Here is a 21,243-nt window from a genome sequence, read left to right as displayed (position 1 = left end):
AAGGCCCCTTCCCGCCCCCAAAGCCTTCTCTTGTTCGCTGCGGCGCAGCAGTCTATGAAAGCGGCGACTGCCACCAACTCAGGAAAGCCTGCCCGCATGATCCCACGCTATGCCCGCCCCGACATGGTCGCCATCTGGTCGCCCGAAAGCAAGTTCAAGATCTGGTACGAGATCGAGGCGCATGCCTGCGATGCGATGGCCGATCTTGGTGTCATCCCGCGCGAAAATGCGGATGCGGTCTGGAAAGCTAAGGACGTGGAATTTGACGTGGCGCGGATTGACGAGATCGAAGCCGTCACCAAGCACGACGTCATCGCCTTCCTGACCCACTTGGCCGAACACGTGGGAAGCGAAGAAGCCCGCTTCGTGCATCAGGGCATGACCTCGTCCGACGTGCTCGACACCTGCCTGAACGTGCAACTGGTCCGCGCCGCCGACCTTTTGCTTGTGGGCATGGACAAGGTTCTGGCCGCCCTGAAGAAACGCGCCTTTGAACACAAAGACACCGTACGCGTGGGCCGCAGCCACGGCATCCACGCCGAGCCGACCACCATGGGCCTGACCTTCGCGCGTTTTTATGCCGAGATGGACCGTAACAAGAACCGTCTGGAAAAAGCCCGCTGGGAAGTGGCGACCGGCGCGATTTCCGGTGCCGTTGGCACCTTCGCCAATATCGACCCTGCCGTCGAAGAACATGTCTGCGAGAAGCTGGGCTTGCGGCCCGAGCCGATCTCGACGCAGGTCATCCCGCGTGACCGCCATGCCATGTTCTTCGCCACATTGGGCGTCATCGCCTCATCGATCGAAAACATCGCCGTCGAAATCCGCCACATGCAGCGCACCGAGGTTCTGGAAGGGGCCGAGTTCTTCTCGATGGGTCAAAAAGGCTCGTCCGCCATGCCACACAAGAAAAACCCGGTGCTGACCGAGAACCTGACCGGCCTGGCCCGTCTGGTCCGCATGACCGTGATCCCGGCGATGGAAAACGTGGCGCTCTGGCATGAGCGCGATATTTCACATTCCTCAGTCGAGCGCGGCATCGGCCCGGATGCAACGGTCACGCTGGACTTTGCCCTGCACCGTCTGGCCGGCGTCATCGACAAGATGCTGATCTTCCCCGACAACATGCTGGACAACATGAACAAGTTCCCCGGCCTCGTCATGTCGCAGCGTGTGTTGCTGGCCCTGACGCAGGCTGGTGTCAGCCGCGAAGACGCCTATGCCATGGTGCAGCGCAATGCGCTCAAGGTCTGGGAAGAACGCCTTGATTTCCGCGAGCTGCTGCTGGCCGACGAAGCCGTGGTCGACGCGCTTGGCGTGGAGGCGATCAACGAGAAATTCGACATGGGCTATCACACCAAGCATGTCGATACGATCTTCAAACGCGTGTTCGGCGACAGCTGACAGAATGTGAACGCGCGAAGCAATTTGGGAAACGCACTGTTTCATGCTATCATGGGGCGTCCGAAAGGAGGCCCCAATGCAATTCAAGACCCTACTCTGCGCACTTGTGCTGACCGTATTGCCGACGCTGTCCGTTGCGATGGGCTGCGAACGGGGCAAGCACACGGTGGCAAGCTGTGACGCAGGTCAAACCTGGGACGACGCCACGCAATCCTGCGTTGACGCTGTATCCAGCTAAATCGCGGTGGCGGTAAGCCCGCCTTAACCCGACCGTGGCAATCTGGCACAAACCAGAAGAAGAGGCCGCGCGTTGACCGCATTGGATACCGACCAAACCGACATCGTGCCGATGAAGGCGGCGTTGTCGTCTACTGACTTTGTACCCTCGAAAGACATGGCTCCGCCCGGTCGCGCCGCGGCGGTCACGCGGCTTTTGACCCGCAAGCAGAAGGCCGCAATCATTGTGCGTCTATTGCTGGCGGAGGGGGCCGTTCTGTCCTTGCAGGATCTGCCCGAGGCGCTGCAAGCCGAGCTGATCCGCCAGATGTCGGACCTGCGCTATGTCGACCGCGCCACCCTGAAATCGGTGATCGAGGAATTTGTGCACGAGATCGAGGATATCGGCCTTGCCTTTCCCGGGGATATTGAAACTACCCTGTCGATCCTGGATGGGGCGATCAGCCCGTCAACCGCAGCGCGGATGCGCAAAATGGCCGGTGTCCGGCTGACCGGCGATCCCTGGGCCACAATCGCGGCGCTGGATCCGGCGCTTTTGCTGGATGTTCTGGAAACGGAAAGCACGGAAATCGCGGCGGTGCTGCTGTCAAAGCTGAAAGTCTCGGTCGCGGCCGATCTGCTGGGGCAACTGCCTGGACCTCGCGCGCGCAAGGTGGCTTATGCCGTGTCGCAAACCGGTGCGATTGCACCGGATGTGGTGGAACGGATCGGCCGGTCCCTGGCCGATCAACTGGGCGCGCGCCCGCCCCGGGCCTTTGATGACGGACCGGTTGAACGGGTCGGCGCGATCCTGAATGCCTCGCCCGCAGCAACGCGCGACGATGTGCTGGACGGGTTGGATCAGGATGACACCGCTTTTGCCACGGCGGTGCGCAAGGCGATCTTCACATTCGCCGACATCCCCACGCGGATCACACCAACCGATATCCCGAAAATCACGCGGGATGTGGATCAGGCGGTGCTGGTCACGGCGCTGGTGGCGGCCACGGACGATCTGGCACCAGTCGCCGATTTCATCCTTGGCGCCATTTCCAAACGCATGTCCGAACAGATCCGCGAGGAAATGGCGGAACGCGGTCCGGTGAAGCCAAAGGACGGCGAAGCGGCAATGTCTGCCATCGTGGCGCAGATCCGCGCCCTTGAGGCTGCTCAGGAAATCGCCCTGATCCCCGATGATGACGACTGACCGGCCACCCGTTGCGCGCCCCCGGGTCGCAAGTGCTTGCGAGCCTGCGTCCCCGCTTGTATGTCTGAGCCCCGATAGACCCCGCGCGCGCGCATCCACGACGCCGCGCCCCAGGAGACAGGCAGAATGGTGCAAGAAAAACGGGGGATTGGCCCTTATCTGACGCATGTGGCACTGTCCGCCGTTCTGAACCTGCCGCGCCTTTTGCCCTATCGCTGGCGTCTGCCCGCTGTGGGCTGGTTGGCGGCGCATGTGGTCGGCCCGATTGCCGGCTATGACAAGCGCATCCGCAACAATCTGGCTCTGGCTTGCCCGGACATGCCACCCGCACAAGTCGATCAGATGGTGCGCGCCGTCTTGACCAATGCCGGACGTTTCCTGGCCGAAATGTGGTCCGGAAAAACCTTTTATGACCGCCTGACGGACACCAAACTGTCCGGCCCCGGATTGGCCGCGCTGGAACAGGCCAAGGCCGAAGGGCGGCCGATCATCGCGATTTCCGGGCATTTCGGCAATTATGACGCCGCGCGCGCGGTGACCATCCAGGCGGGGTTCAACACCGGCGCACTGTATCGTCCGATGTCCAACGCTTATTTCAACGAAAGCTACAAGGCCCGGATGGAAGGGTTCGAAGGCAAGGCTTTTGAGCAATCCCGTCGCGGCATGGCCGAGATGGTCAAACACTTGCGCAAGGGCGGGCTTCTGGCGATCCTTCTGGACCAGCGCGAAGATCAGGGCGCAAAGCTCAGCTTTTTTGGCCAACCCGCGATGACCACGCTGGCGGTGGCGGAAATGGCGCTGAAATACGACACGTTGTTCATCCCGGTCTTTGCCATCCGCAAGGAAAACGGTCTGGATTTCGACGTTGTGGTGGAAGAGCCGATCGCCCACAGCGACGCCGAGACCATGATGCAGGAATTCAACGATCGGTTCGAGGCCCGCGTGCGTCAGAACATGGACCAGTTCCTGTGGATCCATAACCGCTGGCAATTACCCGACATCGACGAAGGCACGTAGGGCAAAACGCGACGCGCAGTCAGGGTCAGTCCAGTTTGATCGCGGCCATGATCTCGCCGGGATACCCGCCTTTGCGCGCCGCCTGCAGGATGATGGCCGCCGCCTGCCCTTCTGGAGCGATGGGATTGGGCAGGTCGAACTCGGCAGCGTCCATCCCGTTCCAGACGCCAAAGCCCTGAATATCCGTGACGACATTTGTGGATGTGATCGACAGCCCGGCATTCTCGCCCCGGCTGATATCTACTTTCGCCCGCGGCACAAATCGCACGATCTGCACCAGCATCTCGGCCGGAAGATCGCGATGCGTCATACGTTCGATCCTGATGCGCGCCACCCCATCCGTGGCTTGCGTCGTCCGGATCGCAACGCGCTGCGGCTTGGCCTTGTGACGATGTATCACGTCCATCACTTCGACCGCGTGACTGCCAACCGCCTGATCGACCCCGCCTATCACCATCTGGGGGGTGTAGATGGATCTTGTGCCAAAGCTGTAGGCATAGGCCTTTTGCCGCTTGGTATGCGCCGCCCGGGCAAACGTGTCTTTCCAGCCGATGTAATCCCAGTAATCGACATGCAGCGCCAGCGGCAGGATTTCCTCGTACTCGCCCAGCTTGCCCAGCAACGCGTCTGCGGGCGGGCAGGACGAACACCCTTGCGAGGTGAACAGCTCGACCACAGTTACCGGACGCTCATCAGCGGTGGCGGGAACGGCACCAAACCAAACGGCGCATAACAGGATCAGGGGAAGGGCTGCTCTCATCAACATTCTTTTCCGTTGGGCTCTTTCCCTAGATAACGCGCCGCTTGGGGTGTCGCCAATCAAGGTTTTGCGAGGGGTTTGTTACAGTTTTCACCGTTCAAGGCGGAAGGGGGTCGATTTCTGGTGTGCAATCGTATACAAAACCCCGGAATCCTCTTGCGCCGCCCCTCGTTTTCAGGGCAAATGCAAGCCAGCCCAACCCTGTATCCTGACCTAAAAGGGAGCCATTCCATGACCATTATCGTAGGTTCAGACACCGCCAAGACGCGCAAGTCGCTGACGGCAGGTGGTGCATCCGTCGCCTATTACTCGATCCCCGCTGCCGAGGCCGCTGGCCTTGGAAACTTCTCGCGCCTGCCCGCCGCGCTGAAGGTTGTGCTGGAAAACATGCTGCGGTTTGAAGATGGCGGCCGCACGGTCAGCGTGGACGACATCAAGGCGTTCAGCGAATGGGCCGACAAGGGCGGCAAGAACCCGCGCGAGATCGCCTATCGACCTGCCCGCGTTCTGATGCAGGACTTCACCGGCGTGCCGGCCGTGGTTGACCTTGCCGCGATGCGCGATGGCATCAAGGCGCTGGGGGGCGACGCCCAGATGATCAACCCACTGAACCCGGTTGACCTGGTCATCGACCACTCGGTCATGATCGACGAATTTGGCAACCCGCGCGCGTTCCAGATGAACGTCGACCGCGAATATGAACGCAACCTTGAACGCTACACATTCCTGAAATGGGGTCAGTCGGCGTTCAACAACTTCCGCGTTGTGCCCCCCGGAACCGGCATTTGTCACCAGGTGAACCTGGAATATCTGGCCCAGACCGTCTGGACAGACGAAGATCAGAACGGCGAGCAGGTTGCATACCCCGACACGCTGGTCGGCACCGACAGCCACACCACCATGGTCAACGGCCTGGCCGTTCTGGGCTGGGGTGTCGGCGGGATCGAGGCCGAAGCCGCAATGCTGGGGCAGCCGATCTCGATGCTGATCCCCGAAGTCGTTGGCTTTGAACTGACCGGCGAAATGGTGGAAGGCACCACCGGCACCGACCTTGTGCTGAAAGTCGTCGAAATGTTGCGTGCAAAAGGCGTGGTCGGCAAATTCGTCGAATTCTATGGTGAAGGACTGGACCGCCTGCCGCTGGCCGACCGGGCCACGATTGCCAACATGGCACCGGAATATGGCGCGACCTGTGGCTTCTTCCCGATCGACGGTGAAACCCTGCGCTATCTGCGCACCACCGGTCGCGACGAGGACCGCATTGCGCTGGTCGAAGCCTATGCCAAGGAAAACGGGTTCTGGCGCGGTGCAGATTACGCGCCGATCTATACCGACACGCTGTCGTTGGACATGGGCACAATCGTTCCCGCCATTTCGGGCCCGAAACGTCCGCAGGACTACACCCCGCTGGATCAGGCGTCGAAAGCCTTTCTGGACGTTGTGAATGAATATCGTGGCATCGACGACGAACCTGCCGCTGCCGAAATGGCGGCGGAAGGGCCGACACCGAAAGCCCCCGCTGATCCACGCAAATCGGCAGCCGTGGAAGGTGAGGATTACAAGATCCGTGACGGGTCGGTGGTGATCGCCTCGATCACCTCGTGCACCAACACGTCGAACCCCTATGTGATGATCGGCGCCGGCCTGGTGGCGCGCAAGGCCCGCGCGCTGGGTCTGAACCGCAAGCCGTGGGTGAAAACCTCGCTCGCACCCGGTTCGCAGGTCGTGTCCGCCTATCTTGAGGCTGCTGGCCTGCAAGAAGATCTGGACGCCGTCGGCTTCAACCTTGTCGGTTATGGCTGCACTACCTGTATCGGCAACTCTGGCCCGATCCAGAAAGAGCTGTCCGAAGCGATTGCCGAAAACGACCTGATCGCAACCTCGGTCCTGTCGGGCAACCGCAACTTCGAGGGGCGGATTTCGCCGGATGTGCGCGCCAACTATCTGGCGTCGCCGCCGCTGGTCGTCGCCTATGCGCTGGCCGGTGACATGAACATCGACATCGTCAATGACCCAATTGCACAGGACAAGGACGGCAACGATGTCTATCTGAAAGACATCTGGCCATCCACGCAGGAAATCGTGGAACTGGTCGAACAGACGGTCACGCGCGATGCGTTCCAGTCAAAATATGCTGACGTGTTCAAGGGCGACGAGAAGTGGCAATCGGTCGAAACGACGGACGCCGAAACCTATGACTGGCCCGCGTCGTCGACCTATATCCAGAACCCGCCCTATTTCCAGGGCATGTCCAAGGATGCAGGTGTGATTTCGGACATCGAAGGCGCGAAAGTGCTGGCGGTTCTGGGTGACATGATCACCACGGACCACATTTCGCCTGCGGGCTCCTTCCCCGTCACCTCGCCCGCCGGTCAGTATCTGACCGAACGCCAGGTCGCCCCGCGCGAGTTCAACTCCTACGGCTCGCGCCGCGGCAACCACGAGATCATGATGCGCGGCACGTTTGCCAATATCCGCATCAAGAACGAGATGCTGGAAGGCGTCGAAGGCGGTTACACCAAAGGCCCCGATGGCAAGCAGACTTCGATCTATGACGCCTCGATGGCGTATCAGGAGGCCGGCACCCCGCTGGTCGTCTTTGGCGGTGAACAATATGGCGCGGGGTCGTCACGAGACTGGGCGGCCAAAGGCACCAGCCTGCTGGGCGTCAAGGCCGTGATCGCCGAATCGTTTGAGCGCATCCACCGGTCGAACCTGGTTGGCATGGGCGTGATCCCGTTCGAATTCACCGGCGGTGACACCCGCAAGACACTGGGCCTGACCGGGGATGAGACCGTGTCGATCAAGGGCCTGGCCGGTGATCTGAAACCGCTGTCGAACGTTCCGTGCGAAATCACCTATGCCGACGGCACCGTGAAAGAAATCGAGCTGAAATGCCGGATCGACACGGAAGTCGAGATTGAATACGTCGAAAACGGCGGCGTGCTGCATTATGTGCTGCGCAATCTGGCCAAGTCGTAAGGGTTCTCTGAACCCACTTCAGCAGGCGACCCGGCGGTCGCCTGCGAGAACGTACAATCTTCAAAATAACACATTTATAACGATTTTTCGCCCCCACCTACTCGCGTTTTTGGTGTCTCATCTTATGAGTATTAGCAGATGAGGAACAAAGATGACTCTTACCACTGAGCAGCAGATGCTCGTTGAACAACGCCTTGCCAATGACAAGAAATCCATCGTCGTCGCCTATTTGCTTTGGGGCTTTCTGGGTGGGTTTGGTGCACACCGTTTTTACCTTGGAAAGACCGGAAGCGCAGTCGGTCAGATCATCTTGTTTGTCTTGGGTTGGCTGACCGTTGCTTTCGTTGTCGGGTTTGCTTTCCTGATTGCTCTGGGCATTTGGCTCTTGGTTGATGCCTTCCTGATTCCCGGAATGATCGAGACGGACGCCAAGCAGAAACGCGTTCAGATTTCGAACGAACTTGGCGTGATGGGCCACTAGCGGGAACAGCATTCCCCGGACCTGACCAGAAGACACGAATGTAAACGCGCCCGCGAATGGGCGCGTTTTTTCGTTCAAGCCGGAACCTGCTGGGCGGGTTTTCGCCGGTGACGGCAGATGTGACCGGAAGCACAGCGGGAATCGGAGAACGGAGTTAATCTTGCCCGGACGTAATTTGTAAATCGCGACGGGAAACTTTGCGGTCCCGTTCTCGGGAATGTTACCACCCGGCAAGGTCGGAAATTTTCTCTGGCCAGTTTGAAACGAATTTTAGATCGCCATTGGACAGGTCAATCATGCTTAATCTCTTGCGCCAAGTCCCGCTTCCGCTACTGGAAACCCTGGCTTTTGGCGCGTTTATCCTGATGTTGAACGCCGCCGGTTAAAGCGTGTCGCCTTTAACCTGTGACATCAGATCGGTGCGACACGCGCACGACATGGATAGGTCGCGCGCGTTTCCTGAAATCAACAGTTCTGGATATTTCGTATAACGTTTTAGCGGCTAGCGGCGTCCGCGATTGCCGGTCGGATCACGCTTTCCAGGATGCTTTCGGTGATCGGCCCGGCAAAGCGTTTCACCACCATGCCGTCGGCAGAGATGATGAAGGTTTCCGGCACACCGTACAGCCCCCAATCAAGCCCTGTACGTCCGTCATTGTCGGCCATCAACGCGGCATAGGGATCGCCAAGTTGTGCAAGAAAACGGCGCGCGTTGGCCGGGTCGTCCTTGTAGTTGATCCCGTTGATCACCACGCCCTCCTGGGCCAGTGTCTCAAGCTGCGGGTGTTCGGCACGGCAGGGTGCGCACCAGCTCGCCCAGAAATTCACCAGCTTCACGCCACCCGTGGTCAGGTCGTCATGGGTGAACCCGTCAGCCCCTTCGAACGTGGTCACTTGCAACGCCGGCACGATACCGCCTTCTCGGGTCGAGGGCAGCGTGTTGCGGTCTTCCTGCTTCATGCCCCACATGAACATTGCCGCCAGCGCGACAAACAGGATCGGCGGCAACAGCATCAGCCACGAGATGCCTTTTTTCTTTTCCGTTACCACGTCATTGTCAGACATTTTTCGACGCCCTTTGTTCAGCTGCATGAAGTGCCTTCTTCACTTGGACCGAACGGCGCCAGGTGACAAGGACCAGAGCGATCAAAAGCACGAGAGTGATCCCCCACGAGGACAGGATCGCATCTGCATATTTCCCCAGATCAAACATCTTTCATCCTTTCGCGAATCTCCAGCCGGTGCAGACGCACAAGGCGCAGCTCGGTCCGGGTGCGGATCAGTACAAGGGCGACAAACAGCAGGATGAAACCTGCGATGCACAGAAGCAGCGGCAGGTAATAGACATCCGCCACATGCTCTTCCTTGTCCATCGACAGCGACGCGCCCTGATGCAGGCCCTGGTTCCAGAAATTCACCGCATAGCGGCTGAGCAGCGCAAAGACCGATCCAACGATGCACAGGACCGAGGTCAGGTCGGCCGCGGTATCCGGGTTCTCGATCGCTGCCCACAGCGCCATGTAGCCGAGATAGAACAGAAACAGGATCAGGAAACTGGTCAGGCGCGGATCCCAGGCCCAATAGGTGCCCCACATCGGTTCGCCCCAGATCGCACCGGTGATCAGGGCAATCACCGTCATGGTGACGCCAATCAGTGCCGCTGCCTTGGCCGCGCGCACCGACACGTGGTGGCGGCGCACGATCCAGATCAGCGACGTGACCAGCATCATCACCCAGATGTTGATTGCCATCATCGCCGACGGCACATGGATATAGATGATCTTCACCGAGTTTCCGAAATTGGCGGCCTCGGGCGTGAAGAAGAAGCCCCAGATCATGCCCGGCACCAGCGTCAACACGGTCAGCCCGACGACCCAGGGCAAAACCTTGCCGCTGAGCGCCATGAACTTGACCGGGTTTGCGAATTCCCAAAGTGACATTTGCTTCCTCTATTCGGTGGCTGTGATTTGCGCAAGCATAGTGGGTCTCAACTCACGGCGACTTGACCTATCTCAGATTGATCCGCAGTGCGGCGGCGGCGGCAAAGGGCAAAAGCGCGATTGATCCGGCGGTGATGCCCGCCATCATCAGAAGCGGCGTCAGCGCCGACAACCCGGCGGTGCCGCGCGTCGCGGCCTCGGCCCCGAAAATCAGCGTTGGGATGTAAAGTGGCAAGACCAGCAAGGACAACAGAAGCCCGCCACGTTTCAGCCCCACGGTCAGCGCTGCCCCGAAGGCACCAATCATCGACAGCGCGGGCGTGCCGATCAGAAGCGTGATGAAGATCCAGTAATGCCCCGGCGATTGCAGGTTCATCAGCGCCCCGAAGCCGGGCGCGGCCAGGGTTAGGGGCAGGCCTGTAACGAGCCAATGCGCCAGCGCCTTGATCGCGACCGTGCCTTCCATCGGGATCGGGGCGGTGGCCAGAAGGTCCAGCGATCCATCCTCGAAATCCAACTGAAAAATGCGATCCAGCGACAGAAGGCAGGCCAGCAGGGCGCCAACCCACAGGATGCCTGGCGCGATACGAGACAGGATCGCAGCTTCCGGCCCAACGCCAAAGGGCACGAGGGTCGAGACGATCAGGAAGAACGCCAGCCCCAAACCGAAACCACCGCCGGCGCGGATTGCCAAGCGCATGTCGCGAACCAGCAGCGCAATCATGAAAACGCCTCGTCAAAGTCTGCGTAGCGGTCGCGTTGTTGAGAGGATGTCGCGCGTTCACCGTTGGCACGGAACGGTCCGATGTCGAACGTATCCGCTTTTAGACCCAGATCGATATGGGTCGCGATCAGGGCCGCGCCCCCGCCCGCCACATGGGCGCGCACCGCGTCGGCAAACAGCCCGACCGAGGCCGCGTCTAGCGACACGGTCGGTTCGTCCAGCAGCCAGATCGGCCGCCCGGTGACCAACAGCCGCGCCAGACCAAGGCGACGCTTCTGACCAGCTGACAGGTTGCCCGCCGGACGATGGGTCAGACCGGTCAGGTTGAACCCCTCGACTGCAACGTCAATACGGCCGATCCCGTGCACCGACGCCCAGAAGCGCAGGTTTTCCTCAACCGTCAGGGTGGCTTTCAACCCGTCGGCATGGGCGCCATAGGTGATGTGTTCCGGGTCTGCCGACACCTGCCCTGCAATGGGAGGCTGCAACCCGGCGAGCGTCCGCAGAAGCGTGGTTTTACCCGACCCGTTCGGCCCGCGCAGAATCAGCACATGCCCGGCAGAAAGGGTGAAATTCACCCCTTCCAGAACCGGCACACCGCCACGCGCGACGGACAGGTTTTCAACCTTCATTTCCATGCCAGAAGCCTTAGACCGGAAGGGCGGCCAGCGCAATGCGCCGTCCCTCTGCGATCAGCACATTATAGGTGCGGCAGGCTGGCGCAGAGGCCATCGCCTCGACCCCGATGCCTGCCTCTTCCATTGCTTCGCGAAGGGCGGCGGGTGGATGGGCCGGATCGGCGCCGGTGCCATAAAACAACACGTCGATCTTGCCAGCCAAGGCCAGTAAAGGGGCCAGATCGTCCGGGCCGTCCCAACTGGTCGCCACATCCTCTGTCACAAGGACGGCGCCGTGGATCACCTCGCCCGCCACACGAAAGAACCCGGGGCCATAGCTGTCGACCGGCTGGGCACTGTCATAGGTGACTTCGTGAAACTGCATGTCGGCTCCTTCAGGGATGGGCGCGTGGAATAGGTTGGGTCAGAAAAGCGCGGCCTGCAACCCGGACAGGCTGGACGCCGCAATGATCAGATAAGCCACCCGACGATAAAGGGATTCGTACTCGGGGCGAAAGACCGCACCCCCGACAAGATTGCCCAACAAGTTCGGCACCATCACAAGAAACCCGAGGATCAGAGGCAACCCGGCCAGGCGTCCGGCGACAAGAAACCCGACCAGCATCATCACATCGAAGAAGAACAGGTAAGCGGTGGTGTTGGCCCGGATGACGCGCGCAGGATGGGTTGACGCCATGTAAAGCAGGATCACCGGCGGTCCGGGAACGCCCGCTGCCCCGCCCAGCACCCCTGCGATGCCTCCGGTCGTCCAGACGACGGGCGGCGTGACTGCCTTGCGATACCGCATTCCGCTTATCAGGGCAGCCAGCATAAGCAGGCTGATCACCGAAACGGCCAGATTGAACACCTGCGGCTCAACCGCAAACAGCGCCGTCAACCCCAGCGGCAAGGCCAGCGCGGTCGCCACAACCAGCCGCAACAGGTCTTTGGGATGTCCCTCTTTCAAGGCGCGGGGAATGGCCGGGGCTGGTCCGGCCAGATCCATCACGATCAGCACTGTCACCGCCCAGACCGGATCAATGATCTGGGCAGCGACAGGCAGAAAGACAAGCGCCGTCCCAAAGCCCGTAAACCCGCGCACCAGACCGGCGACAAACGCAATGATGACCAGCCAGCCCAGCCCCGGCAGCGCCAGGGCCTGGGCCAGCAGATCAGGCATCTACATCTGCAAACTGGTTGCCCGCATTGGCGTCAGGCTTCGACCAGTCGCGCTTCACGCCCAGTTTCAGCAGGATTGCGGAGGCAATGAAGATCGAGGAATAGGTCCCGACGACCACACCCCAGATCATCGCAAAAACGAAGCCACGGATCACATCGCCCCCCAGCACGTAAAGCGCGATCAGCGCGACCAGGGTTGTCAGTGATGTGATCATGGTGCGCGACAGGGTTTCGTTGATCGACAGGTTCAAAACCTCTTTCAGGTCCATCTTCTTGTAGCGGCGCAGATTCTCGCGCACCCGGTCAAAAACCACCACCGTGTCGTTCAGCGAATAGCCGACGATGGTCAGAAGGGCGGCGATGATTGCGAGGTCGAACTTGATCCCCAGCAGGCTGAATATCCCGATCGTCAACACCACGTCATGCACAAGCGAGATAACCGCGCCCAGGCTGAACTGCCATTCGAACCTGAGCCAGATATAGACCAGCACCGCCGCCAGCGCAGCGACCACCGAAAGGATGGCCGTTGTCACCAGTTCACCCGACACTTTCGGCCCGACGCTTTCCACGCTCGGGAAGGTGATCGAGGGATCGACCTGCACCAGCGCGTCTTCGATGGTCTGGATGGTTTCGGGCATGATCGCCTCCTGCCCTTCCTGCGCTTCGATGCGAATCTGCGCTACGTGCTGATCTTCGGCGAAATTCACGTCAAACACCTGCGCGATCGAGATGTCGCCCAGCCCCAGCGGGGACAGCGCGTCGCGATACTCTCCCACATCGACGGCCTGGGTGCTTTCGGTGCGGATCGTCGTGCCACCGCGGAAGTCGATGCCGAAGTTCAGCCCGACGATCAAAAACAGCAGAACCGACGCGATCATTGCCAGCCCCGACGCGCCCAGGGTCGCAATCGAGCGGCGGAAGAAGTCGAACACGCGGGTCTGCGGTGCAAGGCGAATGCCCTTGATCTCAAGCTGGCGCGGGCGCTTGCGCTCGAACCACATGACCAGCATCAGCCGGGTCAGATAGATCGCCGTGAACACCGATGTCAGAATCCCCAGCGCCAGCGTGACCGAGAAGCCGCGCACCGGGCCAGAGCCCATGATGAACAGAATCACCGCCGTGATGAAGGTCGTGATGTTGGCGTCCAGAATGGCTGACAGCGCCTTTTCATAGCCAAGCTCGATGGCGCGGGCCGGCCCACGGCCGGACTTCAGCTCTTCCCTTATGCGCTCAAACACCAGCACATTGGCATCCACCGCCATACCGATGGTCAGGACGATCCCGGCGATACCGGGCAAGGTCAGGGTGGCCCCGATCATCGACAACAGGCCGAAAATCATGCCCACGTTCAGGATCAGCGCCACATTGGCGATCACGCCGAACCAGCCATAAGCGGCCACCATAAAGACCAGCACGCCGACAAAGGCGACGATCGAGGCGATCTTGCCTGCATCAATGCTGTCCTGCCCAAGCTCCGGGCCGATGGTGCGTTCTTCCACATAGGTCAGTTCCGCTGGAAGCGCACCGGCGCGCAGCAGCACCGCCAGGTTGGTCGATTCCTCGATGGAGAAGTTCCCGGTGATGATCCCGGATCCGCCGCAAATCTGTTCGTTGATACGCGGGGCGGAAATCACCTCCTGATCCAATACGATGGCGAAGGGGGCGCCGACATTGGCACCGGTATAATCGCAGAACCTGCGCGCGCCCGACACGTTGAAGCGGAAGTTCACCGCAGGCTGGCCGTTCTGGTCAAAGGCCGGTTGCGCATCGTTCAGTTCTTCACCCGTCACGACAGGGGTCTGTTCCAGCACGTAGAACACGCCCTCCTCGTCCAGCGACGGATAGAGCACGTTGCGCGGCCCAGGCGTCGTGGTCGGGTCGGTGGACCGGCTGACCACCGGATGGAAGGTCAGCTTCGCGGTCTTGCCGATAATCTCTTTCAACTCCGAGGCACTGCCGATCCCCGGCACTTGGATCAGGATGCGCGCATCGCCCTGACGCTGGATCGTCGGTTCGCGCGTGCCCACCTCGTCCACACGGCGGCGAATGATTTCAAGGGTTTGCTGGATGGTCCGATCATCCGTGGCAACGCGTTCCGCCTGTGACAGGGTGACGATCAGTTCGCCTTCGCGGCCGGTGGAGACCTCGATATCGGTGGACCCGACACCAGACAGGCTGACAACCGGCTGCGCGAGGGACCGCACCACCTCAATCGCGCGCGGCAGGCCTTCGGGCTGTGACACCTTCACGCGCAATTCATCATCGGCGCTGTCCTGGCGGCGGATCGTTCCGACCGTGGCGCGCTCGTCGCGCAACGCGTCGCGCACTTCGGGCCACAGGGCATCCATCCGCGCGGCATACACATCCTCGACCTGAACCTCGGCCAGCAGATGCGCACCGCCACGCAGGTCCAGCCCCAGGTTGACCAGCGAATTGGGCGCCCAGTCCGGCCAGGCCGAGCGATCCGCCTCAAGCTCGGCGGTGGTGCCCGTGGTCTCGATCTTCGAGACCGCATCATTGTGCTGCTCAACCCGGGTATAGAACCCGTTCGGTGCCGCAAAATACAAGCCAAGGGCCACCAGCCCCCAGATCACAAGACGTTTCCAAGTCGCGATTTGAAGCATCAGCCCCTGCCTAACAAGCGTTTGATATATTGGTGATTTGGCGGCTCACCCGCCCGTGGTCAGCTTTCGACCGGCTCGGTCTTGCCCATCACCTTGACGATGGTCGCCCGCACAACGCGAACCTTGACGCCGGTTGCGATCTCGACCTCGACCTCGCTGTCATCCTTGACCTTCAAGACCTTGCCGATCAGACCACCCTGCGTCACCACCTGATCGCCCTTGCGCAATGCGGCCAGCATCGCCTGATGCTCTTTCATCTTCTTTTGCTGCGGACGGATCATGAAGAAATACATGATCGCAAACACCAGCAGCATCGGCACCAGCATCGAATTCAAAAGCCCACCGGCGGGCGCACCCGCGGCCTGTGCAAAAGCAGGAGTGGCAAACATATGGATATTCCTTCTCAAGCGGGCCTTGGCCCCAAACGTTGGCGCACACTATATGGGGGTCTTGGGGTTGTCCAGCAAGCGGGTGATGATCATTCCCCCTTCCCCCTCGCGCCCGCATCTGGCATATGCCGGGCAAGAAAAACAAGGAAGACCGCCATGCATGATATTCGTCTGATCCGCGACAATCCCGAAGCCTTCGACGCCGGAATGACCCGTCGCGGCCTGTCGCCCCTGTCAGGTGAAATTCTGGCGCTGGACGAAGCGCGGCGCGCCTCGATTCTGGCGGCTGAAACCGCACAGGCGGACGCCAACAAGGCCGCGAAATCGGTTGGTGCCGCGAAAGCGTCGGGCGACGAGGCGGAATTTGAACGCCTGCGCGCGCTGGTGGCGGAAAAGAAATCCGAGATCGCCAAGCTGAATGACGAGGCCAAGGCGCTGGACGCCAAGCTGACCGATCTTCTGATGGGTCTGCCGAACATTCCGGGCGACGATGTGCCCGACGGCGAAGACGAAAACGACAATGTCGAGATCAACCGCTGGGGCACCCCCGCGAATTTTGATTTCAAACCGCTGGAACATTACGAACTGCCCGCCGTCACATCCGGCATGGATTTCGAGACCGCTGCCAAGCTGTCCGGCTCGCGTTTCATGGTGCTGTCGGGGGCTGTCGCGCGCGTTCACCGTGCGCTGGCCCAGTTCATGATGGACGTGCACACCGAAGAAAACGGCCTGACCGAAACCTGGACCCCGGTTCTGGTCAAGGAAGAGATGATGTATGGCACGGGGCAATTGCCGAAATTCGGCGAAGACAGCTATCAGACCACCAATGGCTGGTGGCTTGTGCCAACCGCCGAGGTCACCCTGACGAATATCGTCAACGGGGTGACAATCGACGACAACTATCTGCCCCGCCGCTACGTCGCCCATACCCAGTGTTTCCGGTCCGAGGCCGGATCGGCGGGCCGTGACACGGCGGGCATGCTGCGCCAACACCAGTTCGAAAAGGTTGAAATGGTGTCGATCACCCGCCCGGAAAACTCGGTCGACGAACATCAACGCATGACCCGCTGCGCCGAGGACATTTTGGAACGCCTGGGCCTGCCCTACCGCACCGTGGTTCTGTGCACCGGGGATCTGGGCTTCGGCATGAAACGCACCCATGATATCGAGGTCTGGCTGCCCGGCCAGAACCAGTATCGCGAAATCAGCTCGGTCTCGCTGGCCGGGGATTTCCAGGCCCGCCGCATGAACGCGCGCTACAAACCCGCAGATGGTGGCAAGCCGCAATTCGTTCACACGCTGAACGGCTCCGGCCTTGCCGTGGGTCGCGCCTTGATCGCAGTGCTGGAAAACGGACAGCAAGCAGACGGCTCGGTCTTGCTGCCGCAAGCCTTGCATCCCTATTTGCGTGGCAAAACCCGGATCACCGCTGACGGCGACCTTGTCTGACACGGTGCTTCTTCTGGCTAAAAAATATCCTGGGGTGAATGCGCGAACGCGCAGAGGGGCAAGGCCCCTCCCTTAGCCCAGCGTCACGCCTTTGCGCCCCGCCAGATCAACAAAATACTGCCACGCCACCCGGCCTGACCGCGCGCCCCGCGTCGCCTGCCACTCGATGGCTTCCCTGCGCAGCGTGTCATCGTCAATCGTGACCCCATAGGCGTCGCAGTAGCCCCGGATCATCGCCAGGTATTCGTCCTGATCGCAGGGGTGGAAGCCCAGCCAAAGCCCGAACCGGTCGGACAGCGATACTTTCTCTTCCACCGCCTCGGACGGGTTGATTGCGGACGAGCGTTCATTCTCGATCATGTCACGCGGCATCAGGTGGCGGCGGTTTGAGGTGGCATAGAAGACCACATTGTCAGGCCGCCCCTCGATCCCGCCATCCAGCACCGCTTTCAGGCTTTTATAGTGCTGGTCGTCATGGCTGAAACTCAGATCATCACAGAACAGCAGAAAACGGTGCGGCGCGGCGCGCAGTAAGCCCAGAAGACGGCTGATCGACGGCAGGTCTTCGCGCTGCACCTCGACGATTTTCAGCGCCTCGCCTCGGCGCAGCACCTCGGCATGGACCGCTTTGACCAGCGAGGACTTCCCCATCCCCCGCGCGCCCCACAACAGAGCGTTGTTGGCGGGCAAGCCGCGCGCGAATTGCAGAGTGTTGTCCAGGAGCGTATCGCGCGACCGGTTGACCCCGACCAGAAGCTCGATGGCAACGCGGTTGACCTTCGCGACCGGTTCCAGCCGGTCCGGTGCGGTGTGCCAGACAAAAGCGTCCTCGGTCGAGAAATCCGGGGCAGACAGAGGCGCAGGCGACATCCGCTCCAACGCATCAGCGATGCGGATCAGAGCCGCAGCGTCACTCACTGCCCTTTCTCCACCTGGCCGGGATCGTCGTCCTCACCCGCATCGAACTTGGCCATCAACTCATCCTCGTCGGCTTCGTCTTCGTCATCCTCAAACCACAGGCCCTGCGCGCGCAGATCGGCTTCGCGCTTACGCTCGACCCGTTTCACAAGCTGGATCGAGATTTCGTAAAGCCCGTAAACCACGACAAACAGGATCACCTGCGTGATGACATCGGGCGGCGTGACCAGCGCGGCCAGCACCAGAATGCCCACCACCGCGTATTTGCGCACCTCGGCAAGACCCTGCGCGCTGACCAGCCCCGCCTTGCCCATCAGGGTCAGCAGAACGGGCAGTTGGAAACACAGGCCGAAGGCCACGATGAACTTGATGGTCAGGCGCAGATATTCCTGCACCGACCCCTGGAAATCAATTGACGCCTCGACCCCGGTATCGGCGACATTGCCAGCCTGCTGGAAGCCCAGGAAGAAGTCGAAGGCCAGGGGCATCACAACATAGAAGGCAAAGGATGCGCCGATGAAGAACATCACCGGCGAGGCAATCATGAAGGGCAGAAAGGCGTTCTTTTCCGATTTGTACAAACCCGGCGCCACAAAGCGCCACAGCTGATAGCTGATGAAGGGAAACGACAACACCAGCCCGCCGAACAGCGAGATCGAGATCGCAACGAAGAAGCCTTCTTGCAATTTGATCAGGATCAGCCCGCACTGGTCCTGGCCGCGTTCGGCCATGGTGGCGCAGAGCGGTTCAGTCAGAAAGTTGAAGATCGGATTCCAGACGGTGAAACAGATCACCATCGCGACGATAAAGGCCAGCGCCGAATGGATCAGGCGCGTGCGCAGTTCGGTCAGATGCTCGATCAACGGGGCCGAGCTGTCTTCGATCTCGTCAGTGTCGCTCATGCGTCAGAGGTGTCCGTAGGTTTGCGCTTGGGGGCGGATTTCGGTTTCGCCCTGGATTTCGATGCCGGTGGCTTGGCCGGTTTCCCGGCAGCCGGTTTCTTGGCGGCAGGTTTCTTGGTGGCAGGTTTCTTGGCGGCAGGTTTCGCGGCGGGCTTCGGCGCGGGGCTCGCGGATGCGGGGTCTTCGCCAATCCGGCGTTCAGTGGGGCGTTTTGACGGGGGTTGCTTGACCTTCAGCATTTCGGCCTTGCGCGCCTCATCGGCGGCCTTGCGATCGGCGGCTGACGTTGCGGTGGCGTCCTGCATCTTGCGTCCAGCGACATCGCCTGCCGTGTCGGCCGCCGTTGCCTCGTCATCGTCCTTGTCATCGGATTTCTGCTTCTTGTCCGATGATTTCTGATCCCGCAGCGATTTGGTGGGATCCCATTTTTCGAACCCGTCCGCGGCCTTGTTCAGTGCATCCAGCCCCATCGCCTTGGATGAGGTGGCCGATTTGAACGTATCGGCGATATCCTTGGCCCCGGCTTCGTCCGCGGCCTCGTTCATTGCCTGGCTGAATTCCCGCCCCATCTGACGGGCGCGCGCGGTGAACCGGCCCAGCGTGCGGAACATGCCCGGCAAGTCCTTTGGACCGACAACGATCAGGGCCACAACCCCGATCACCAGAAGTTCGGAAAACCCGATATCAAACATGGGCTACGCCCCCCAAAGCGGTCGGGCTTACGCCTTTTCCTTGTCTTTCTCGTCTTCTTTCGGGGTGACATCCTTGGCGACGTCGGCGGCCTGGTCTTCGATTTCTTGCTTGCCTTCGTCCACGCCCTTCTTGAACGCGGTGATGCCTTTGCCCACTTCGCCCATCAAGGACGAGATCTTGCCGCGGCCAAACAGAACCAGCACCACGACGGCGATCAGCAGAAGGCCCGGAAGGCCGATATTGTTGAGCATTGTATTCTCCCATTCGGAGGGGCGTTTGGCCCGTCCACATCAATAACGCCTGCCACATTTATTGCTTTGCGGGGCAAGTTCAAAGCCCCAAAGCGCAAAACTGGCAGGAAAATGATGTGCAAAATGCGCGCAGGCGCGTTTTATCGCCCATCTGTCATGTCATTGATCACGCGTTTTCGCCCGGCGCCAACCGGCGCGGATTGCGCGTTAATGCGGCGGGGCATCCGGCCCCGGCCTGTCGCCGTGGCGAAACACGAAACACCGGTCACGGCGAATCGCGATCCACAGCGGCGTGCCCGGCTGCGGCAGAAACACCGACGGGACCGACGCCGTCAGGATCGAGCCATCGTTCTCCATCCGAAAATCGACCAGGCTTTCCTTGCCGATGAAACGTGCCCGATCCACCAGCGCGCGCGCCCAGACCCCGTGGTCATGGGTCGGGCTTGGCCCCTTCCCACCACGATCAAAGTCGATCTTCAGGTGCTGCGGGCGGATCACGATATCCACCTTGGCCCCGTCGGGAACGCCGGGGGCCAGGAACTGCCCGAAGGCCGTATCGGTCAACGCACCCTCGACCACCCCGGAGATCACGTTCACATCGGAAAAGAACGCCGCCGCCTTCAGGTCCACCGGCGCGTTGTAGATGTTGTAAGGCGCGCCGCTTTGCACGATGCGCCCGTCGCGCATCAGGGCGATTTCATCGGCCATGCGCATTGCCTCTTCCGGCTCATGCGTGACCAGAAGCACCGCCGCACCCTCGTCCTTCAGGATGCCCAGCGTCTCGTCCCGGATGCCGTCGCGCAGACGGTTATCAAGGCCCGAGAACGGCTCGTCCATCAGCATGATCGACGGGCGCGGAGCCAGTGCGCGCGCCAGCGCCACCCGTTGCTGTTCGCCCCCCGACAATTCATGCGGAAAGCTGTCGATGAACCGCGCCAGCCCGACCTTCTCCAGAAGCTCGTGCACCCTGATCCGCTTTTCCGTGCGCGAGCCTTTCAGGCCAAAGGCCACATTGTCGGCCACGGACAGGTGCGGAAACAGGGCGAAATCCTGGAACATCAAGCCGATCTGGCGCCGTTCCGGCGGGACGAACACCCCCGGCCCTGCCACTTGCTGGCCGTCGATCCAGACCTCGCCAGAGGTTTGCTGATCCACCCCCGCGATGATCCTGAGCGTGGTGGACTTGCCGCAGCCCGACGGGCCAAGCAGCCCCGTGACCTGCCCGGCCTGAAGCGACAGGGACACGCCGCGCACCACGGGGCGCCCCCCGAATTCCCGGTGCAGATCGCGGATGTCCAGCCGTGCGGTGGTCAAATTGGTCCCGTCCATGGTTGCAAGATCGTTCCTGTGCCGGTCCCGCGGGTGCGGGCAGATACCCGATGAATTCCATCAGGCTTTGAATGGGCATATCAGCCCCCCATTTCGCCCGCAAGCCCGTCGCCGGATTTGTCGCAGATACGACACAGCCCGCCCCCATAGGGTCGTTTTCG

The 21,243-nt window shown here is 60.9% G+C and carries 22 protein-coding genes; 7 read left to right on the top strand and 15 right to left on the bottom strand.

The features are described from left to right. Positions 1 to 96: 96 nt before the first annotated feature. The 4 genes from purB (at position 97) to MUY21_RS11330 (ending at position 3,844) form a co-directional block, all read left to right on the top strand. Positions 97 to 1,404, top strand: coding sequence for an adenylosuccinate lyase (gene purB / locus MUY21_RS11345; protein WP_248410491.1), 1,308 nt, complete (start codon positions 97 to 99; stop codon positions 1,402 to 1,404). A 76-nt stretch (positions 1,405 to 1,480) separates the two neighbouring features. Then, complete coding sequence (locus MUY21_RS11340; protein ID WP_191285401.1) at positions 1,481 to 1,642, top strand: hypothetical protein; 162 nt, start codon at positions 1,481 to 1,483, stop codon at positions 1,640 to 1,642. Positions 1,643 to 1,714: 72 nt separating this feature from the next. Next, on the top strand, positions 1,715 to 2,827 hold the full coding sequence (locus MUY21_RS11335) for a FliG C-terminal domain-containing protein (RefSeq protein WP_348984595.1): 1,113 nt from the start codon (positions 1,715 to 1,717) through the stop codon (positions 2,825 to 2,827). Between the two features lie 126 nt (positions 2,828 to 2,953). Further along, on the top strand, positions 2,954 to 3,844 hold the full coding sequence (locus MUY21_RS11330) for a lysophospholipid acyltransferase family protein (protein ID WP_248410490.1): 891 nt from the start codon (positions 2,954 to 2,956) through the stop codon (positions 3,842 to 3,844). A 25-nt stretch (positions 3,845 to 3,869) separates the two neighbouring features. On the opposite strand, the gene MUY21_RS11325 is transcribed toward MUY21_RS11330, so the two are convergent. Next, the gene (locus MUY21_RS11325) at positions 3,870 to 4,604 is read right to left on the bottom strand and encodes a DUF1223 domain-containing protein (RefSeq protein ID WP_248410489.1); all 735 of its coding nucleotides are present in this window, start codon (positions 4,602 to 4,604) and stop codon (positions 3,870 to 3,872) included. A gap of 231 nt (positions 4,605 to 4,835) precedes the next feature. Here MUY21_RS11325 and acnA point away from each other — a divergent pair, with 231 nt between their 5' ends. Together acnA and MUY21_RS11315 are read left to right on the top strand one after the other, a co-directional pair. Beyond that, positions 4,836 to 7,586 (top strand): aconitate hydratase AcnA, encoded by a 2,751-nt coding sequence (acnA, locus tag MUY21_RS11320; protein ID WP_248410488.1) that lies wholly within the window; start codon positions 4,836 to 4,838, stop codon positions 7,584 to 7,586. Positions 7,587 to 7,737: 151 nt separating this feature from the next. Next, positions 7,738 to 8,067 (top strand): TM2 domain-containing protein, encoded by a 330-nt coding sequence (locus MUY21_RS11315; RefSeq protein WP_248410487.1) that lies wholly within the window; start codon positions 7,738 to 7,740, stop codon positions 8,065 to 8,067. Between the two features lie 495 nt (positions 8,068 to 8,562). On the opposite strand, the gene MUY21_RS11310 is transcribed toward MUY21_RS11315, so the two are convergent. From MUY21_RS11310 to yajC, 9 genes are all read right to left on the bottom strand, one after another. Next, positions 8,563 to 9,132 carry a DsbE family thiol:disulfide interchange protein gene (locus MUY21_RS11310; RefSeq protein ID WP_248410486.1) on the bottom strand — a complete coding sequence of 190 codons (570 nt, stop codon included), beginning with the start codon at positions 9,130 to 9,132 and terminating at the stop codon, positions 8,563 to 8,565. Then, complete coding sequence (ccmD, locus tag MUY21_RS11305; protein ID WP_248410485.1) at positions 9,125 to 9,280, bottom strand: heme exporter protein CcmD; 156 nt, start codon at positions 9,278 to 9,280, stop codon at positions 9,125 to 9,127. The genes MUY21_RS11310 and ccmD overlap by 8 nt, the downstream gene beginning before the upstream one ends. Continuing rightward, on the bottom strand, positions 9,273 to 10,007 hold the full coding sequence (locus tag MUY21_RS11300; protein ID WP_191285395.1) for a heme ABC transporter permease: 735 nt from the start codon (positions 10,005 to 10,007) through the stop codon (positions 9,273 to 9,275). The genes ccmD and MUY21_RS11300 overlap by 8 nt, the downstream gene beginning before the upstream one ends. Positions 10,008 to 10,074: 67 nt before the next feature. Beyond that, entirely contained in the window at positions 10,075 to 10,731 is a 657-nt protein-coding gene (gene ccmB, locus MUY21_RS11295; RefSeq protein ID WP_248410484.1) for a heme exporter protein CcmB, read from the bottom strand. Then, positions 10,728 to 11,369, bottom strand: coding sequence for a heme ABC exporter ATP-binding protein CcmA (gene ccmA / locus MUY21_RS11290; RefSeq protein WP_248410483.1), 642 nt, complete (start codon positions 11,367 to 11,369; stop codon positions 10,728 to 10,730). Before ccmA ends, ccmB begins: the two co-directional genes overlap by 4 nt. A 10-nt stretch (positions 11,370 to 11,379) precedes the next feature. Next, complete coding sequence (locus tag MUY21_RS11285; RefSeq protein ID WP_248410482.1) at positions 11,380 to 11,733, bottom strand: Mth938-like domain-containing protein; 354 nt, start codon at positions 11,731 to 11,733, stop codon at positions 11,380 to 11,382. A 39-nt stretch (positions 11,734 to 11,772) separates the two neighbouring features. Then, positions 11,773 to 12,528, bottom strand: a complete 756-nt coding sequence (locus MUY21_RS11280; protein ID WP_248410481.1) for a sulfite exporter TauE/SafE family protein — start codon at positions 12,526 to 12,528, stop codon at positions 11,773 to 11,775. Beyond that, positions 12,521 to 15,151: a protein translocase subunit SecD gene (gene secD, locus MUY21_RS11275; protein ID WP_248410480.1), complete on the bottom strand. Its 2,631-nt coding sequence runs from the start codon at positions 15,149 to 15,151 to the stop codon at positions 12,521 to 12,523. Before secD ends, MUY21_RS11280 begins: the two co-directional genes overlap by 8 nt. A 59-nt stretch (positions 15,152 to 15,210) precedes the next feature. Beyond that, on the bottom strand, positions 15,211 to 15,540 hold the full coding sequence (gene yajC, locus MUY21_RS11270; protein WP_191285389.1) for a preprotein translocase subunit YajC: 330 nt from the start codon (positions 15,538 to 15,540) through the stop codon (positions 15,211 to 15,213). Positions 15,541 to 15,696: 156 nt separating this feature from the next. On the opposite strand from yajC, the gene serS reads away from it, so the two are divergent. Further along, complete coding sequence (gene serS, locus MUY21_RS11265; RefSeq protein WP_248410479.1) at positions 15,697 to 16,989, top strand: serine--tRNA ligase; 1,293 nt, start codon at positions 15,697 to 15,699, stop codon at positions 16,987 to 16,989. A gap of 72 nt (positions 16,990 to 17,061) precedes the next feature. Here serS and MUY21_RS11260 read toward each other — a convergent pair whose 3' ends face one another. The 5 genes from MUY21_RS11260 to MUY21_RS11240 form a co-directional block, all read right to left on the bottom strand. Further along, entirely contained in the window at positions 17,062 to 17,907 is an 846-nt protein-coding gene (locus MUY21_RS11260; protein ID WP_248410478.1) for an ATP-binding protein, read from the bottom strand. Next, positions 17,904 to 18,809, bottom strand: a complete 906-nt coding sequence (tatC, locus tag MUY21_RS11255) for a twin-arginine translocase subunit TatC (protein ID WP_248410477.1) — start codon at positions 18,807 to 18,809, stop codon at positions 17,904 to 17,906. Before tatC ends, MUY21_RS11260 begins: the two co-directional genes overlap by 4 nt. Continuing rightward, on the bottom strand, positions 18,806 to 19,501 hold the full coding sequence (tatB, locus tag MUY21_RS11250) for a Sec-independent protein translocase protein TatB (RefSeq protein ID WP_248410476.1): 696 nt from the start codon (positions 19,499 to 19,501) through the stop codon (positions 18,806 to 18,808). The genes tatC and tatB overlap by 4 nt, the downstream gene beginning before the upstream one ends. A 27-nt stretch (positions 19,502 to 19,528) precedes the next feature. After that, entirely contained in the window at positions 19,529 to 19,753 is a 225-nt protein-coding gene (locus MUY21_RS11245; RefSeq protein WP_191285385.1) for a twin-arginine translocase TatA/TatE family subunit, read from the bottom strand. 207 nt (positions 19,754 to 19,960) lie between these two features. Continuing rightward, the gene (locus tag MUY21_RS11240) at positions 19,961 to 21,082 is read right to left on the bottom strand and encodes an ABC transporter ATP-binding protein (protein ID WP_191285384.1); all 1,122 of its coding nucleotides are present in this window, start codon (positions 21,080 to 21,082) and stop codon (positions 19,961 to 19,963) included. Positions 21,083 to 21,243: the final 161 nt, after the last annotated feature.

Source organism: Aliiroseovarius sp. S2029, from assembly GCF_023195575.1.
GTDB lineage: Bacteria > Pseudomonadota > Alphaproteobacteria > Rhodobacterales > Rhodobacteraceae > Aliiroseovarius > Aliiroseovarius zhejiangensis.
Note: the sequence above shows the minus strand (reverse complement) of the source record. Positions and strands in the feature narration are given on the sequence as shown.